The 15,784-nt window shown below is 60.7% G+C and carries 13 protein-coding genes; 6 read left to right on the top strand and 7 right to left on the bottom strand.

What is annotated here, in order from left to right:
- Positions 1-6: 6 nt before the first annotated feature.
- From G9X67_RS21710 to aceA, 6 genes are all read right to left on the bottom strand, one after another.
- The gene (locus G9X67_RS21710) at positions 7-1,020 is read right to left on the bottom strand and encodes a Gfo/Idh/MocA family oxidoreductase (RefSeq protein WP_171599649.1); all 1,014 of its coding nucleotides are present in this window, start codon (positions 1,018-1,020) and stop codon (positions 7-9) included.
- An 18-nt stretch (positions 1,021-1,038) separates the two neighbouring features.
- Complete coding sequence (locus G9X67_RS21705) at positions 1,039-1,722, bottom strand: N-acetylmannosamine-6-phosphate 2-epimerase (RefSeq protein WP_171599648.1); 684 nt, start codon at positions 1,720-1,722, stop codon at positions 1,039-1,041.
- Between the two features lie 139 nt (positions 1,723-1,861).
- Positions 1,862-2,701, bottom strand: coding sequence for a MurR/RpiR family transcriptional regulator (locus G9X67_RS21700; protein WP_309506198.1), 840 nt, complete (start codon positions 2,699-2,701; stop codon positions 1,862-1,864).
- Between the two features lie 9 nt (positions 2,702-2,710).
- Positions 2,711-3,850: a GNAT family N-acetyltransferase gene (locus G9X67_RS21695; protein ID WP_171599647.1), complete on the bottom strand. Its 1,140-nt coding sequence runs from the start codon at positions 3,848-3,850 to the stop codon at positions 2,711-2,713.
- Positions 3,851-4,140: 290 nt separating this feature from the next.
- Positions 4,141-4,377 carry a hypothetical protein gene (locus G9X67_RS21690; RefSeq protein WP_003545603.1) on the bottom strand — a complete coding sequence of 79 codons (237 nt, stop codon included), beginning with the start codon at positions 4,375-4,377 and terminating at the stop codon, positions 4,141-4,143.
- Between the two features lie 21 nt (positions 4,378-4,398).
- Positions 4,399-5,688, bottom strand: coding sequence for an isocitrate lyase (gene aceA / locus G9X67_RS21685; RefSeq protein ID WP_171599646.1), 1,290 nt, complete (start codon positions 5,686-5,688; stop codon positions 4,399-4,401).
- 190 nt (positions 5,689-5,878) lie between these two features.
- Between aceA and G9X67_RS21680 the strand changes: the two genes are divergently transcribed.
- The 5 genes from G9X67_RS21680 (at position 5,879) to G9X67_RS21660 (ending at position 11,481) form a co-directional block, all read left to right on the top strand.
- The gene (locus G9X67_RS21680; RefSeq protein WP_171599645.1) at positions 5,879-7,288 is read left to right on the top strand and encodes an XRE family transcriptional regulator; all 1,410 of its coding nucleotides are present in this window, start codon (positions 5,879-5,881) and stop codon (positions 7,286-7,288) included.
- Positions 7,289-7,413: 125 nt separating this feature from the next.
- Positions 7,414-8,511: a polyamine ABC transporter substrate-binding protein gene (locus tag G9X67_RS21675; RefSeq protein ID WP_064652534.1), complete on the top strand. Its 1,098-nt coding sequence runs from the start codon at positions 7,414-7,416 to the stop codon at positions 8,509-8,511.
- A gap of 89 nt (positions 8,512-8,600) precedes the next feature.
- Positions 8,601-9,743: an ABC transporter ATP-binding protein gene (locus G9X67_RS21670; protein WP_138334327.1), complete on the top strand. Its 1,143-nt coding sequence runs from the start codon at positions 8,601-8,603 to the stop codon at positions 9,741-9,743.
- 4 nt (positions 9,744-9,747) lie between these two features.
- Positions 9,748-10,659, top strand: a complete 912-nt coding sequence (locus G9X67_RS21665; protein WP_129417974.1) for an ABC transporter permease subunit — start codon at positions 9,748-9,750, stop codon at positions 10,657-10,659.
- A 3-nt stretch (positions 10,660-10,662) separates the two neighbouring features.
- A complete protein-coding gene (locus G9X67_RS21660) occupies positions 10,663-11,481 on the top strand; it encodes an ABC transporter permease subunit (protein ID WP_138334326.1) in 819 nt (272 codons plus the stop codon).
- 37 nt (positions 11,482-11,518) lie between these two features.
- On the opposite strand, the gene G9X67_RS21655 is transcribed toward G9X67_RS21660, so the two are convergent.
- Positions 11,519-13,411 carry an AsmA-like C-terminal region-containing protein gene (locus G9X67_RS21655; RefSeq protein ID WP_171599644.1) on the bottom strand — a complete coding sequence of 631 codons (1,893 nt, stop codon included), beginning with the start codon at positions 13,409-13,411 and terminating at the stop codon, positions 11,519-11,521.
- Positions 13,412-13,686: 275 nt separating this feature from the next.
- On the opposite strand from G9X67_RS21655, the gene G9X67_RS21650 reads away from it, so the two are divergent.
- Positions 13,687-15,639: an acetoacetate--CoA ligase gene (locus G9X67_RS21650; protein ID WP_171599643.1), complete on the top strand. Its 1,953-nt coding sequence runs from the start codon at positions 13,687-13,689 to the stop codon at positions 15,637-15,639.
- Positions 15,640-15,784: the final 145 nt, after the last annotated feature.

The following is a 15,784-nucleotide window of genomic DNA, read 5'->3' as shown; positions in this document are numbered from 1 at the left end:
GATGCGCTAGAGTCTCTCCACCTCGCCGCTTTCCGCCGAGCGGATGAGGGCTCGGGTCAATTCCAACGAGCGAATGGCTTCTTCGCCGCTGGCCACCTGAGAGGAGCCGCCGTCGAGCCATTCGAGAACGCTGGCAAGCTGGAGCTTGAGGTCGCCGCCAACCCGATTTTCGACGATCGGCCAATGCTGGGTGTCGATCTCGCGCGATGTCTGGTTGTCTGCGAAATAAAGGCCGCTATCGCCGCACTGCACTTCGAATGAACCCTCGGTGCCGATGAGTTCCAGGCGTGCGTCGATCATGTGGCGAGCGCCGGCAGGCAATGACCAGGCGCTTTCAAACGTCACGACGGTTCCGCCCGAGAAGCGTACGACCGCCGCGATCGTATCCTGCGTGCCAAGCGATCCGAGGAGAATGTCAGTCTGCTGGGCGTAGACGGAAACCGGAGTCTGACCCTCGAGCATCCAAAGCACCATGTCGACATCATGCACTGTGACATGCAGTGCGAGCGGCAAGGTGCCGCCGTAACGCTTGGGGCCTTCGGTTCGGGCGCTGTTGCGGCGGGCATAGATGTGAATAGGCGTACCGATCTTGCCCGACGTAATCAGTTCGCGCGCCTTGTAGTAGCGTGGGTCGAACCGAAGCAGATAGCCGACCCCCAGCTTGACGCCCGCCGCCTTGCACGCCGCGACGATCTTGGCTGCATCTTCCATGGTCGAGGCGATCGGCTTTTCAACGAAGAGATTTATGCCCTTTGCCGCAATGGCGAGCGCCGGATCGAGATGAAGGTGATCCGGGGTGCAGATACTGACCAGATCAAGCTCTTCGGCAGCCAGCAGTTCCAGGTGGGAGCTGTAGGCTTTGACGTTGCCGCGCAACCCACCTGCCAACGCAGCGGCGCGTCCGATGTCGCTATCGACGACGGCGACGAGTTCAGCGCGGGGTTCGTTTGCGAAAATCGAAGCATGCATCGAGCCCATGAAGCCGGCTCCGATCACGGCAACGCGAAATTTCCTTGTCATCTGCTTTCTCCATTGAATTCAGGCGTTGTGCGCGCGCGCACCGGCCACAGCATCCGCAAACCGCCGCGTGATCACATCCGGACGGGTGATGGCAGAACCGACCACGACAAATGCTGCGCCATATTCGATGGCTCTGCGTGCATCGGTTGGTTCCCAGATGCGGCCCTCGGCCACAAACGGGATGCCCGCGCGGAAAAGATCTTCCATCAGCTTAAAATCCGGCGCCTCAGTCTGTGGCGAATAGGGCGTGTATCCAGACAGGGTCGTGCCCGCGAAGTCGGCACCTGCGGCAACCGCCGCCCGCCCTTCGTCCAAGGTGCTGATATCGGCCATGGCGATCCGGCCCGCCTGATGCACCGCCTCGACAAGGGCAGCGACGCTGCAGGGTCTTGGTCTTGCCGTGGCGTCAAACGCCACAATGTCTGCGCCCGCCTCGCAAAGCTGGCGAACGTCTTCCAGCGTAGGTGTGATGTAAATTTCTGAATCCGGATGCTCGATCTTGGTAATGCCGATGACGGGGACGCTGACGGCATTTCGCACGGCGGACACATTTGCGACACCCTCGATACGAACCGCCTTCGCGCCGCCCAACACCGCCGCCTTGGCAAGTGCCACAATGTGATCTGTCGGCTGCAAGGGGCTGCCGTCAGCCGCTTGACAGGAAACGGCAAGTGTTCCGCGCAAGGCTTCAAGGATGCTCAAGTTCCAATACCCTTCGTCTCAAATTCGAGGTCACGGTATCATAGTGAAATAAACCGTCAAGAAATTATTTATGATGAAAATTTCCGCCAAACCGTAAGAGCAAAAAATCAACCCGGCGAAAAGGGCGCTCGCAGGGGTCTTAAACGTTACGGTCGGTAACGCTTTGGGCGGTGTCGAGAATGGTAATAAGGCGGTCCGGCTCAGCCATCGTCATATAGGACGCCAGAGCATCGACAATCAGTAACTGGCTGATCTTCGAGGGAAAGGCGCCCCCCGTAAGCGGTGTCTCTGGCCAGGATGCCAACAGCACATGCGTGCACGTGGCTGCCAGCGGGCTTTTCGATCGATTGGTGATCCCGATCACGCGTGCGCCTCTCGCATGCGCAAGCTCGGCAATCTTAACTGTATCGAGGGTCGAGCCCGAACTTGAAATCAGGAAATAGACATCAGCGGGATTTGAGGTGGCAGCAGCCATCGTTGCCAGATGCGCGTCGCGGGCGATATGTGAATGCACACCCAGGCGTGCGAGCTTGTATTCCAGATATTGCGCTGTGATCGCCGAAGCGGCGACGCCAAAAATCTCGATGTGTTTTGCCTGCAGCAATTCCTGGGCAACGGCTTGTATTATGCTACGGTCGAGCAGCCGCTCGGTTTCATCGAGGGCCGTTCTTGCTGTCTCCACAAGGTTCTGAACCGGATCTCCCGTTGATATCGGGACGCTGGTTTGGCTCTGTGTCGCCAACTCCTGCGCCAAAGCCAGCTTGAAATTTTGGAACCCAGTGAATCCCAGTTCACGGCAGAACCGCATCACGCTGGCTTCCGAGGATTGCGCGTCTTCTGCAAGCTCGGTGATACTTTTGTAAAGCACCGCCTGCGGGTCTTCCAACGTGTAATCTGCGACACGCTGTAGCGCGCGCGTCATGTTCGGAGCGCGTGAGCGAATGCTCGCAACGAGAGCCATATGCGGTGTCGGATTCACGTCATGTCCTTAAAAATGTTCTCCGACCCAGGGGGGCGGGCCGGAAAATATGCGGTCGCATGCCATTACGCCATCACGATCACCGTTTATCCACCCCGCTCTTGCAAGAAAACTCGCGGAGCGAAAGCCGCTATAGAGAGTTGCAAGATGTTCACTTGCGATTTTCACGATGGGTGAGCCGGCTTCATGCGTTCGGCAATACGGTGAGCCGTTTTCGATGGAGAGCGATAGCGTCTCGACCTGATCGCCCTTCATTATCTCCAACGTGACCTGCTCGGTCACTGAGTTGTAGCCACGTGCCAGAAGCGCGTCCCTTGCGGAAAGGACCCGCATTAGAAACTCCTCCTGATGGACGAGACGCCATCCCTTGTCCGGCATCGCGAAAACCAACTTGTCCTGCGCTGAACCGTGCCACCGCACCCGCGGGTATACGGTCGAGAATGTCCCCAAAAACCGCAATATGCACCGAGCCGCCCGTCCCGACAGCGCCGCCCAATCCCGGATGATCATACATTCGGGATTGATCGTATCGATGATCACATACGCAGCGTCCTCGTCGAAGACGTAAATGGATGTCGGGGGATCCGGCCACGTCAAAAGAAGGGACCATTGTGCCGCACTACGCTGCAGATTACCTGCCTCCACCACGCATTGTCGCTCATGGATAGAGGCTAGGGTCGGCAGCGCGGCAGGCAGCGTCATCTGACGGCAATGGTACTTTTCCTTGATTTTATAAAGCTCTGACGTTTCCGCTTCGTAGACAATTTCCGATCCGGCCAATTCATATCCGCCTCTTCGATAGACGGGGCGGGTTGATGCAAACAAGGTTGTCAGGAGGGCGCCTCTGCTGGCAGCGATCGCACCTGCATCCTCCAGGATGGCATCTGCGAGACCCAGGCCGCGATATTCGGGTAGAATGGCCACATGTGCAATGTTGCATGCTGGCACGGCTCTACCACCGAACCAGTGCCCGGTGGCGATGAGAGCGAATACCGCCGCCGGCCTATCCTCATGGTCGGCGATATAGAAATTTTCGAGGCCCACCTTGCCCACATAGGCTTCAGTCTGTTGCACCGTAAACCCGAAGGACGTTGCGTAGGCCTTTACGATGAAATCCGCATCTTGTGTTGCTGCAATACGTGATGTCATGGTTCGCCTTGGTGATAATTGCCAGAAAAATTGAAACTCTGAAAAATATTTTTATATGAGCGATGCGGAGCTGTCGAGGGGCATCGCAGCTGATCTGAACGGTCCGTAATTTTCGATCCGGCAAAGGTTACCGATCCGGCACTGTGACCACGCATCGTGCGACCGGCGCGCAAGCCCCAGATCGGGATGAGTTTTCGAAAAGGATGAGTGCCCACGCGTCTCTCTGACGCGCAGGCGCTCTGATTGAGAAATGGGGCCGCCGTCATCGGCCCCGCCACCGGTCGTTTTCGTCAATGCCGGTTGGTGACGACGACGGGAATCAGCAGGTCGCCCCAGTGGCCGTCGCCGCCGTGATGGCGGGCCGAGCGCACCAGTTCGACCGAGACACCGGCTTCGACGGCTTTCATGACCGATTGGTTCAGCCGGTGCAGGTCGTTGGCGAGCATGCGGATCGTCGTCTGCTGATCCTCGCTCATGCTGCTTGCCTGCTCCTCGGCCCGTTCCCTGACGCGTGTAATGGATGCCATGATCTTCTCCTCCTCTTCGAGTTATTCCGCAGCCGGTTTGAACTGCGCATGTTCGGTCGAGCCGTGCATCGCCGTGGTCGAAGACCGGCCGCCGGTGATGGCGAGCGAGACGGCGTCGAAATAGCCAGTGCCGACCTCGCGCTGATGTTTGGTGGCGGTATAGCCATTGGCCTCGGCGGCGAATTCCGCCTGCTGCAGCTCGGAATAGGCCGACATCTGCCGCTGCCGGTAGCCGCGCGCCAGTTCGTACATGCCGTAGTTCAGCTGGTGGAAGCCGGCGAGCGTGATGAACTGGAACTTGTAGCCCATTGCGCCGAGTTCGCGCTGGAACCGTGCGATCGTCGCTTCGTCGAGATTCTTCTTCCAGTTGAAGGAAGGCGAGCAATTATAGGCGAGCAGCTTGCCGGGATGGACCTTGTGCACGCCTTCGGCAAAGCGCCGCGCCTGATCGAGGTCCGGCTTCGAGGTCTCGCACCAGATGAGATCGCAATGCGGCGCATAGGCGACGGCGCGCGCGATACAGGGCTCGATGCCGTTTCGCACCTGATAGAAACCTTCGACCGTACGGCCGGCATCATAGTCGACGAAGGGCTGGTCGCGTTCGTCGATGTCTGACGTCAAGAGCTTTGCCGCTTCCGCGTCGGTGCGGGCGATGACCAGCGTCGCAACGCCCATGACGTCGGCGGCAAGCCGCGCGGCGTCGAGATTGCGGATATGGGCGGCCGTCGGGATCAGCACTTTGCCGCCGAGATGCCCGCATTTCTTCTCCGAGGCGAGTTGGTCCTCGAAGTGAACGCCCGCGGCACCCGCCTCGATATAGGCCTTCATGATTTCGAAGGCGTTGAGCGGTCCGCCGAAACCTGCTTCCGCATCGGCAACGATCGGCGCGAACCAGGTCTCGACGGAAAGTCCCTGGGCTTCCGCGGTCTCGATCTGATCGGCGCGCTGGAGCGTGCGGTTGATGCGTTTGGCAAGTTCCGGACCGGCATTGGCCGGATAGAGGGACTGGTCGGGATACATCGCCGATGCCGTATTGGCGTCGGCCGCCACCTGCCAGCCGGAGAGATAGATCGCCTTCAGCCCGGCGCGCACCATCTGCATGGCCTGGTTGCCGGAAAGTGCGCCGAGCGCATTGACGAAATCCTCCTGGTGCAGGAGCCGCCACAACCGGTCAGCCCCCATTTCGGCCAGTGTATGACGGAGCGCCACCGAGCCTCTGAGCCGCTGCGCGTCCTCGGTCGAGTAGGGTCTTTCGATGCCGTCGAAGCGGCCTGCTGATGTGTTTGGGACAAGCTTGTAAAAATCCGTCATGCTGCTCTCCTCACTAAAAGCCCGACAAAGGGTGCTGCGTGACAAGATTGTCAATTCGGTGCGTTATGACCAGAAAAACCTTTGATTTCCTGGATGGAAAGAGGTTAAGATGACGAGGATTGACAGAGCGGCGCTGTGAATTTGTAAATTTTTGTAAATATGGCGCTCCTTGCCTGTCAAAGGATGTGACATGGCTGAACGGAAGATATTCGCAGGCCCGAAAGTCAGGCGCATCCGCAATGCGCTGGCGCTGACGCAGACCGCCATGGCCGAGGCGCTGGAAATATCGCCGTCCTACCTGAACCTGATCGAGCGCAACCAGCGACCACTGACGGTGCAACTGCTTCTCAAGCTTGCAAGCGTCTACAGGGTCGATCTGGAGGAGTTGCGCGGACAGACCGGCGGCAGTCTCGGCCAGCTCAAGGAGGTCTTTGCCGATCCGCTGCTGTCGGGCGAACTGCCGGGTGATCAGGAATTGGTGGAGGTGGCCGAGGCAGCACCCAATGCCGCAAGCGGCATGATCAAGCTTTACCGCGCCTATCGCGAGCAGGCGGCGAGGCTGTCCGATCTGACGGCGCTGATGGCCGCCGAAGGGCATGCGCCGCTTGCCGCCGGCCGGTTGCCGCTGGACGAGGTGCGCGAGACGCTGGAGCGCAGGTCCGGTTATTTCGGACGGATCGAGACGGCGGCGGAAACCTTTGCCGCAACGCTCCCCGGCGGCCTCGATCTTGCCGCCGGGCTGAAGGATTGGTTGCGTTCCGAGCGCGGCATCGCGGTGCGTGTCTTGCCCGTCCATGTCATGCCGGATCTGCGCCGCCGTTTCGATCGCCATTCGATGCGGCTTTTCATCTCGGAGCGCCTGTCGCAAGCCGACCGGGCGCACGAGATATCAGTCGAGGCCGCGACTCTGGTCCTTCTGCCGGCAATCGATGCCGAACTCGACGATCTCTCGCTCTCCTCCGCCGAGGCGCGCCGCATCGCCCGCTTCGAGCTTGCCCGCATCGCCGCTCTGGCGCTTGCAATGCCCTACGAGGCCTTTCTCTCGGCGGCGAAGGCGACGCGCTACGATATCGATATTCTGCGTGCGCGCTTCGGCGTCTCCTTCGGCCATGCAGCCGCGCGGCTTGCCATGCTGCAGCGCCCAGGCGCGGCGGCCATTCCCTTCTTCCTGATCGAGATCGATGCCGCCGGCCACCGGCTGCGCAGGGCGGGCGCCCAGGGCTTTCCGCAGGCCCGTTTCGGCGGCGGCTGTCCGAAGCTCAATATCCATGCCGCCTTCCTGCAGCCGGGCCAGATCCTCGCCGAAACGGTCGTCATGCCTGACGGTGCATCCTTCCTGACGGTAGCCCGCACGCTGGAGGGACCGAGCGTCGAATTCGGCGAAAGGGTCAGGCGCACCGCGATCCTGATCGGCTGCGATGCTGCCCTTGGCGAGGGCGTGGTCTACGGGCAGGCGATGGCGCTCGATCCGGTCGCGATCGGTCCGGCCTGTCGCCTTTGCGAGCGGCGCGGCTGCCTTTCCCGGGCCGAGCCGCCGGTGACGAGACCGCTCGGGCTCGACGAGATGGTGGCAGGCCTTAGCGCCTTCGATTTCCAGTGATTGTGAAATCATTGAGGGCGCAGGATTTTGCGCTTGTGGGCTGTGAAATTCCTTCTTAGTCTGCGTCGAAAACCAGAGGGAAAAGATGCTCCGGGTGCGGAATCTTTGAACAAACAGGAGAAGTCATGAGGTCAACCATCCTATGCGTGACGGCCGCCGCCGTTACCGCACTGCTTGCTGCCGCGCCGGCCTATGCGCAGGAGCGCGTGGTCAACGTCTACAACTGGTCGGATTATATCGACGACTCCATCCTGACCGACTTCACCAAAGAAACCGGCATCAAGGTCGTCTACGACACCTTCGATTCCAACGAGACCGTGGAAACCAAGCTGCTTGCCGGCGGCACGGGTTATGACGTCGTCGTTCCCACAGCCGACTTCCTGCAGCGCCAGATCCAGGCCGGTGTTTTCCAGAAGCTCGACAAGTCGAAACTGCCGAACATTTCCAACATGTGGGATGTGATCCAGCAGCGCACCGCCGAATATGACGCCGGTAACGAACACGCGGTCGATTATATGTGGGGCACGGACGGCATCGGCTACAACGTCAAGAAGGTCGCTGAAATCCTCGGTCCCGATGTCAAGCCCGGCCTCGAAGTGATCTTCGATCCAAAGGTCGCCGAAAAGTTCAAGGATTGTGGCATCTACGTTCTCGACACACCGAAGGATGTCATCTCCACGGCGTTCCGTTATCTCGGCCTCGACCCCAACTCCACAAAGGCTGAGGATTTCAAGAAGGCCGAAGAGCTGCTGACGGCCGTCCGCCCCAATATCCGCAAGTTCCACTCGTCCGAATATATCAATGCGCTTGCCAACGGCGACATCTGCATCGCCTTCGGCTATTCCGGCGACATGCTGCAGGCTCGCGACCGTGCGGCCGAAGCCAAGAACGGCGTCGAGGTCAATTATTCGATCCCCTCGCAGGGCGCCCAGATGTGGTTCGACATGATGGCGATCCCCGCCGATGCGCCCCATGTCGCGGAAGCCCACGAGTTCCTGAACTACATGATGAAGCCTGAGGTCATCGCCAAGGCGAGCGACCACACCTTCTACGCCAACGGCAACAAGGCTTCGCAGCAGTTCGTCAGCAAGGAGATTCTGGAAGACCCGGCGATCTATCCGACCGAAGAGGTGATGAAGAACCTCTTCACGGTCAAGCCGTGGGATCCGAAAACGCAGCGTCTGGGGACGCGCCTCTGGACGAAGGTCGTCACCGGCCAGTAATTCAGCCTTGGGCCCGGACGGAAACGTCCGGGCCTTTCAATTACCGGCCGGGGTGGAGGCCGGCAGAACCTTGTATTTCGGGGAATAATATGAAGTCTCTCGGCAATATCCGCCGCGCTTTTGCGCCTTGGACCGATCCGTCTGCAAAACCCTTCATTGCTTTCAAGAATGTCACCAAGCGCTTTGGCGATTTTACCGCCGTCGACGATCTGTCGCTGAACATCTACCACCGCGAGTTCTTCGCGCTGCTCGGCGCTTCGGGTTGCGGCAAGTCGACGCTGCTGCGCATGCTCGCCGGTTTCGAGCAGCCGACCTCGGGCGAAATCGTTCTCGACGGCACCGACATGGCCGGCACGCCGCCCTACAGGCGGCCGGTCAACATGATGTTCCAGTCCTATGCGCTTTTCCCGCACATGACGGTCGAGAAGAATATCGCTTTCGGCCTGAGGCAGGACGGCATGTCGAAGGACGAGATGGCCGAGCGTGTCTCGCAGATGCTGAAGCTGGTCAAGCTGGAGCAGTTCGCCTCCCGCAAGCCGAACCAGCTTTCCGGCGGCCAGCGCCAGCGCGTGGCCTTGGCCCGTTCGCTTGCCAAGCGCCCGAAGGTGCTGCTGCTCGACGAGCCGCTCGGCGCACTCGACAAGAAGCTGCGCGAGGAAACCCAGTTCGAACTGATGGACCTGCAGCAGAACCTCGGCCTCACCTTCGTCGTCGTCACCCACGACCAGGAAGAGGCGATGACCATGGCCGACCGCATCGCCGTCATGAGCCACGGCAAGGTCGTGCAGGTGGCGACGCCGGCGGAGATCTACGAGGCGCCGAATTCCCGCTTCGTCGCGGATTTCATCGGCGACGTGAACATCTTCGACGGCAAGGTCGCCTCATCGGGCAACGGTACCATCGAGATATCAATCGACAGCGGATTCAGCGTGCGCGTCGCCGCCGCCGAGACACCTTCGGCCGGCAGCGCCGTCGGCTTCGCCATCCGGCCGGAAAAAATGCGGGTCGGGCGCACGCCTCCCGCCAACGCTTCGGTCAACGCCGCCAGGGGCGAACTCTGGGACATCGCCTATCTCGGCGACATGACCGTCTTCCATGTAAAATTGCAGAGCGGCACTGTCGTCAAGGCCTCGTCCCTCAATGCGCAGCGCTCCGTCGACGACCCCTTCACCTACGATCAGGAAGTCTGGGTCTCTTTCGATGAGAATGCCGGCATTCTGCTGAAGGATTGACATCATGGGCAAGCTCACGTCCGGCCTCTACAATCGCCTCGTCATCGCCATCCCCTATACTTGGCTGCTGCTCTTCTTCCTGGCGCCCTTCTTCATCGTTTTCCGCATTTCGCTGTCGACGACGGCAATCGCCATGCCGCCTTACGAGCCCGTCTTCTCGCTTGCCGACGGTTGGGCCGGGCTCTGGAGCAAGATCGGAGAGCTCTCCTTCGACAACTACAGCTACCTCACCGAGGACTCGCTCTATTTCAATGCCTATGTCTCGAGCGTGGTGATTGCCGGGATCTCCACCTTCCTCACGCTGCTGATCGCCTATCCGATTGCCTATGGCATGGCACAGGCGCCGCGCACCATCCGCCCGACGCTGGTGATGCTGGTCATCCTGCCGTTCTGGACAAGCTTCCTGATCCGCGTTTATTCCTGGATCGCGATCCTGAAGCCGGAAGGGCTTTTCAACCAGCTTCTCCTGTCGCTGCACATCATCGACAGCCCGCTGATCATCCTCAACACCAATACCGCCGTCTATATCGGCATCGTCTATTCCTATCTGCCCTTCATGGTGCTGCCGCTCTATTCTGCTCTGGAAAAGATGGACGGTACGCTGATCGAGGCGGCGCAGGATCTTGGTTGCACGCCGATCAAGGCCTTCTGGCGCGTCACCTTTCCGCTGTCGATCCCTGGCGTGGTGGCCGGCTGCATGCTGGTCTTCATTCCCGCCGTCGGTGAATTCGTCATTCCCGACCTGCTCGGCGGTTCGCAGACGCTGATGATCGGCAAGACGCTCTGGAACGAATTCAATGCCAACCGCGATTGGCCGGTCTCCTCGGCGGTAGCAACGATCCTGCTGATGATCCTGGTGATCCCGATCGTTTTCTTCCAGAACGCCCAGGCCAAGGCCGAAGAGCGGGGGAAATAAGTCATGCTGAGATGGACCCGTTTCAACATCATCTCCGTCACGCTCGGCTTTGCCTTTCTCTACCTGCCGATCGTGCTGCTGGTGATCTTCTCCTTCAACGAATCGAAGCTCGTCACCGTCTGGGGCGGCTTCTCCACCAAGTGGTATGTCTCGCTGCTCTCGAACCAGGGCCTGCTCGACGCCGCCTGGGTGACGATCCGTGTCGGCCTGCTGTCGGCAACGGCCGCAACCATCCTCGGCACGATGGCGGCGCTGACGCTGGTGCGCTACACGCGCTTTCGCGGCCGCATGCTGTTTTCCGGCATGATCTACGCGCCGCTCGTCATGCCTGACGTCATCACCGGCCTGTCGCTGCTGTTGCTCTTCGTCGCGATCGGCTTCGACCGTGGTTTCTGGACGATCACGCTCGCGCATACGACGCTGACCATGTGCTTCGTCGCCGTCGTCGTGCAGTCGCGCCTGTTGAGCTTCGATCAATCGATCGAGGAAGCGGCGCAGGATCTCGGCGCGCCGCCGGTGCGGACTTTCTTCGAGATCACCCTGCCGATCATCGCGCCGGCTGTGCTCTCCGGCTGGATCCTTGCTTTCACCCTGTCGCTCGACGATCTGGTGATCGCCAGTTTCACATCGGGGCCGGGCGCCACCACGCTGCCGATGAGGATCTACAGCCAGGTGCGCCTCGGCGTGACGCCTGAGATCAATGCGGTGTGCACGATCCTGATTGCGATCGTCACCGTTGGTGTCATCTGCGCCTCGATCGTCACCAAGCGCCGTGAAATCCAGCGCCAGCGGGACGAACGCGCGGCAGCCGCCGGCGCCTGAGCCTAAAGCGCCGCGGCACATTATTGCGCGACATGCTTTATTGCGCGCGGGGCGTATTGCCGAAAAGCGGAACCGGCGAGATCACCGGGTTTGGCCATGAGCCGCCGATGAAGAACGGCAGAAGCGGCAGCTCCGCTGCCTTGGCCGGATCGGTCGCCTCCAGCGATCCGGAAAGCGCCAGCCCGTTCGACTGATAGGTGATGACGCCGGAAAGTGTCAGCGTCTGTGTGGCGCCGGCGATATGGGCGTCGTGCATCTCGGCCGAGCCGTTGGCGAAATCGGCCTGAAGGTTGAGCTGGTTGAAGGCGAAGGCGCCGCCTGCTGCCGCGCTCAGCGGAAAGAACGGCTTTTCGGCCGCCTGCGTCCGAAGTGCTGCGGCATCGATGCCGGGAATCGTGCCTTCCCCCGTCCAGAAGTGCAGCTTGCCGGTGACGTCGGCAAGGCCAGTCGTCCAGATTGCCTTCGGCGACTGCAAGTCGAGATCGAGCGATCCGGTTGCGAGCGGCAGCGGACCCTTCAGCTGCAGGCGCTCGGCAAGGGCTGCGAAATCGGCATTGCGGATCGACAGCTGCAGCTTGCCGCCGCCGTCGAAATCGCGCTGCGTCGCTTCCAGATGCGCGGTCATTTCACCGCCTTCGAACTGGCTGTCGCCAATATCGAATTTCGCCTCGCCGCCGGCAACGATCATGCTGGCGCCGACATCGGAAAGCTCGAAGAGACCCATCTGCGCGCGCCGTGCCGAAAGCCTGACGTCGACATCCAGCACCCGCAGCGGTCCGCTGATGCCGGCGGAGATTTCCTCCGCCTCGCCGGCGGCGAGCCTGAGCGCGAAGGCGTCGAGGAAGGGCTTGAGGTTCATCTGGTCGAAGGCGAGCGTGCCGCCGATCTTCGGTCGTTTGCCGGGTTGGGTGAAGAGGTCCATCACCCCGGTGGCGCTCGCTTCGTTCAGCGAGAGGCTGAGATTGTTGAAACGCAGCCCGTTGCCCGACGACATGATGTCGGATTCCAGCGAGGCGCTCTTCAACGTTGCGATGCCGGGGATCGATTTGCCCGACCATGTCAGAAGTGCGGGCACATCGGGAATGCTGGCGGTGATATTGCCGGAAAAGGCCGAAAGGCTGGCGATACTGGCAATGCCCTGGAAGTGCGCGGTCAAAAGGTTTGATGTGAGCGACGTCCGTGTCTCGGCATTCCTGCCGGCAAAGGCGAGCAGCGGCTGGCGCGAGGCGAAATCGACTTTCAGGTCCTCGCCGTTGATACGGGCGATGACCACCGCCGAGATCGCGCCGGATAGTCTCGGCCAGGCGATATCGGCGGTGACGCTGTCGAAATGATAGGTCGTGGCGGACTTGATGTCGGTGACCACAAGCGTGCCGTCCTCGACGGTCACCGCGCCGATCTCGGCATCGAGATCGGGATCGAGCACCTCAGCTCCGTTTTCGTAACGTACGCCGCTGATCGCGCGTGCGAGCAGGCCGGCATAACTCCAGTCGATCAACCCTTTTTCGTCGCGCGTCAGCGCCAGCTTGGGGCGCACCAGGTGGAATTCGTGGAAGCTCGTCCGGCCTCTCAACGCGTCGATGAGGCTGAAATCGGCCGACAGGCTTTCAATGCTGCCGAGCAGCTTGTCGCCGCTTTCGCGCGGTTGGCGGATGGTGATCTGGTTCAGCGTGATGCGTGGCGTCGGCCAGAATTCGAGAACCGGACTACCCTTGATCTCGGCATGGTAGCCCGTCCATTTGGACAGCGTGTCCTCGATGCCGGAACGCACGAAGCCGGTTGAGATGAGATAGGGGGCGGCAACCCTGAGCGCCACGAAAAGCGCCAGCGCGATCAGCAGGAATACCGTCGACAGGCGGGCAAAGGCCGGAAGCCAGCGCGAAACGGGTCCGATCTTCCTGCGCCACCTGCGATGTCTCGACGTGCTCATGATCTCCGCCGGCAAATTCAGCCGGTCATCCCGTTATGCGCTGATTTCGCCGGATATAGGAAATATCAGGCATATGCAAATCCCTACAGCGCCGCGCGTCTTTTCAGACGCGCAAAGGACGCTGTAGCACTTTCAATTAAATAGTTGGAGCATGATGTCGTCCTAAAATCGCTCACACTTTTCGGCATCATTCTCCAGGCGTCGAATCGCGTCGGTTCCGCGCTTTATAATGCAATGCAGCATGATATAAGGACGGCATTGGGGAGGAGGATTGAATGCAGGATAACAGACCACTTTGGGTACCCTCGCAGGATGCCGTTGCAAAAAGCCCGATCCATGCCTTCATGGAACGCTGCAATGCCGATTTCGGGCTTTCTCTTTCGGGCTTTGAGGATCTGCATGCATGGTCGGTGGCCGAGCGGGAGAATTTCTGGTCGACCGTCTGGGATTTCTGCGGTGTGAAGGGAGAGCGCGGCGCAGAGGTGCTTGCCAATGGCGACCGCATGCTGGACGCGCGCTTCTTTCCCGATGCGACGCTGAACTTCGCCGAAAACCTGCTGTCGGGCCGCGGTGACGGCGATGCGATCATCTTCCGCGGCGAGGACAAGGCCGAGGACCGCTGGTCGTGGGACCGGCTGCGTGTGCTGGTCTCGAAGCTGCAGCGGGCCTTCGCAGCACTCGGCATCGGCAAGGGTGACCGCATCGCCGCGATGATGCCGAACATGCCGGAAACAGTCGCCGCCATGCTCGCCGCCGCCTCGATCGGCGCCATCTGGTCGTCTTGTTCGCCTGATTTCGGCGAGCAGGGTGTGCTCGACCGCTTCGGCCAGATTGAGCCAAGGCTGTTCATCGCCTGCGATGCCTATTGGTATTCCGGCAAGCTGCAGGATGTCGGCGCCAAGGTCGCCACGGTCGCAAAAAATCTGGGTGTGCCCACGGTCATCGTCCACTATGCCGGCGACGCGGAGGCCGTGGCGCGCAAGACGCCGGGGGCTTTAACGCTTGAGGCCTTTGTCGCGCCCTATGAGGCAAGAGAGGTCGAGTTCACGCAGCTTGGCTTTTCGCACCCGCTCTACATCCTCTTTTCGTCGGGCACGACAGGCGTGCCGAAATGCATCGTGCATTCGGCCGGCGGCACGCTGCTGCAGCACCTCAAGGAGCAGCGGCTGCATTGCGGCCTGCAGGCGGGCGAGAAGCTGTTCTATTTCACCACCTGCGGCTGGATGATGTGGAACTGGCTGGTCAGCGGTCTTGCCAGCGGCGCGACGCTCTGCCTGTTCGACGGTTCGCCCTTCGCCCCCGATGGCAACGTGCTGTTCGACTATGCCGAGGCCGAAAAATTCGCCATCTTCGGCACCTCGGCGAAATATATCGACGCGGTGCGCAAAGGCGGGCTGACGCCGCGCGTCAGCCACGATCTCTCCAGCCTGCGGCTGATGACGTCCACCGGTTCGCCGCTGTCGCCGGAAGGGTTCACCTTTGTCTATGAGGGTATCAAGGAAGACGTACAGCTCGCCTCGATCTCAGGCGGCACCGATATCGTCTCCTGCTTCGTGCTCGGCAATCCGCTGCAGCCGGTCTGGCGCGGCGAGATCCAGGGGGCCGGCCTCGGCCTTGCGGTCGACGTCTGGAACGATGACGGCAAGCCGGTGCGGGGAGAGAAGGGTGAACTGGTCTGCACCAAGGCCTTCCCCTCGATGCCGGTGATGTTCTGGAACGACCCCGATGGCGCCAAATATCGCGCCGCCTATTTCGACCGGTTCGACAATGTCTGGTGCCACGGCGATTTCGCCGAATGGACGGAGCATGGCGGCCTCGTCATTCACGGCCGCTCGGATGCGACGCTCAATCCTGGTGGTGTTCGAATCGGCACGGCCGAGATCTACAATCAGGTGGAGCAGATGGAAGAGGTGGTCGAGGCGCTCTGCATCGGCCAGGACTGGGACGACGACGTACGCGTCATCCTTTTCGTTCGCCTTGCCCCGGATGTGACGTTGACCGAGGATCTCGTCAAGGCGATCAAGACCCGCATCCGCACCGGCGCCTCGCCGCGGCACGTGCCGGCGAAGATCATCGCGGTTGCCGATATTCCCCGCACCAAGTCCGGCAAGATCGTCGAGCTTGCCGTGCGCGAGGTCGTTCACGGCCGGCCGGTGAAGAACCAGGAAGCGCTTGCCAATCCAGAGGCGCTGGGGCTCTTCGCCGGGCTACGCGAGCTGAAGGATTGACAGCGATCGCACATTACAAGCTTTCACCCTTTATCAATTTCCTGTCATGGAAACCTTTCGTTAAGAAAGGTTTGTCAAAGGTGAAGCTAACTTGGGGGCCGCACATGAACGATGCGGCCTGGGGCCTTCCGGCCTCCGAAACATG

It is taken from the genome of Rhizobium sp. WYCCWR 11152 (assembly GCF_013087615.1).
Lineage (GTDB): Bacteria > Pseudomonadota > Alphaproteobacteria > Rhizobiales > Rhizobiaceae > Rhizobium > Rhizobium indicum.
The sequence above is the reverse complement of the archived record's forward strand: the minus strand, read 5'-3'. Positions and strand labels throughout refer to the sequence as shown.

What these genes read in the sequence shown, in the direction of transcription:
- G9X67_RS21710 (WP_171599649.1), bottom strand. Translation starts at nt 1,020, where the DNA reads ATGACAAGGAAATTTCGCGTTGCCGTGATCGGAGCCGGCTTCATGGGC.
- G9X67_RS21695 (WP_171599647.1), bottom strand. Translation starts at nt 3,850, where the DNA reads ATGACATCACGTATTGCAGCAACACAAGATGCGGATTTCATCGTAAAG.
- G9X67_RS21690 (WP_003545603.1), bottom strand. Translation starts at nt 4,377, where the DNA reads ATGGCATCCATTACACGCGTCAGGGAACGGGCCGAGGAGCAGGCAAGC.
- aceA (WP_171599646.1), bottom strand. Translation starts at nt 5,688, where the DNA reads ATGACGGATTTTTACAAGCTTGTCCCAAACACATCAGCAGGCCGCTTC.
- G9X67_RS21680 (WP_171599645.1), top strand. Translation starts at nt 5,879, where the DNA reads ATGGCTGAACGGAAGATATTCGCAGGCCCGAAAGTCAGGCGCATCCGC.
- G9X67_RS21675 (WP_064652534.1), top strand. Translation starts at nt 7,414, where the DNA reads ATGAGGTCAACCATCCTATGCGTGACGGCCGCCGCCGTTACCGCACTG.
- G9X67_RS21670 (WP_138334327.1), top strand. Translation starts at nt 8,601, where the DNA reads ATGAAGTCTCTCGGCAATATCCGCCGCGCTTTTGCGCCTTGGACCGAT.
- G9X67_RS21665 (WP_129417974.1), top strand. Translation starts at nt 9,748, where the DNA reads ATGGGCAAGCTCACGTCCGGCCTCTACAATCGCCTCGTCATCGCCATC.
- G9X67_RS21660 (WP_138334326.1), top strand. Translation starts at nt 10,663, where the DNA reads ATGCTGAGATGGACCCGTTTCAACATCATCTCCGTCACGCTCGGCTTT.
- G9X67_RS21655 (WP_171599644.1), bottom strand. Translation starts at nt 13,411, where the DNA reads ATGAGCACGTCGAGACATCGCAGGTGGCGCAGGAAGATCGGACCCGTT.
- G9X67_RS21650 (WP_171599643.1), top strand. Translation starts at nt 13,687, where the DNA reads ATGCAGGATAACAGACCACTTTGGGTACCCTCGCAGGATGCCGTTGCA.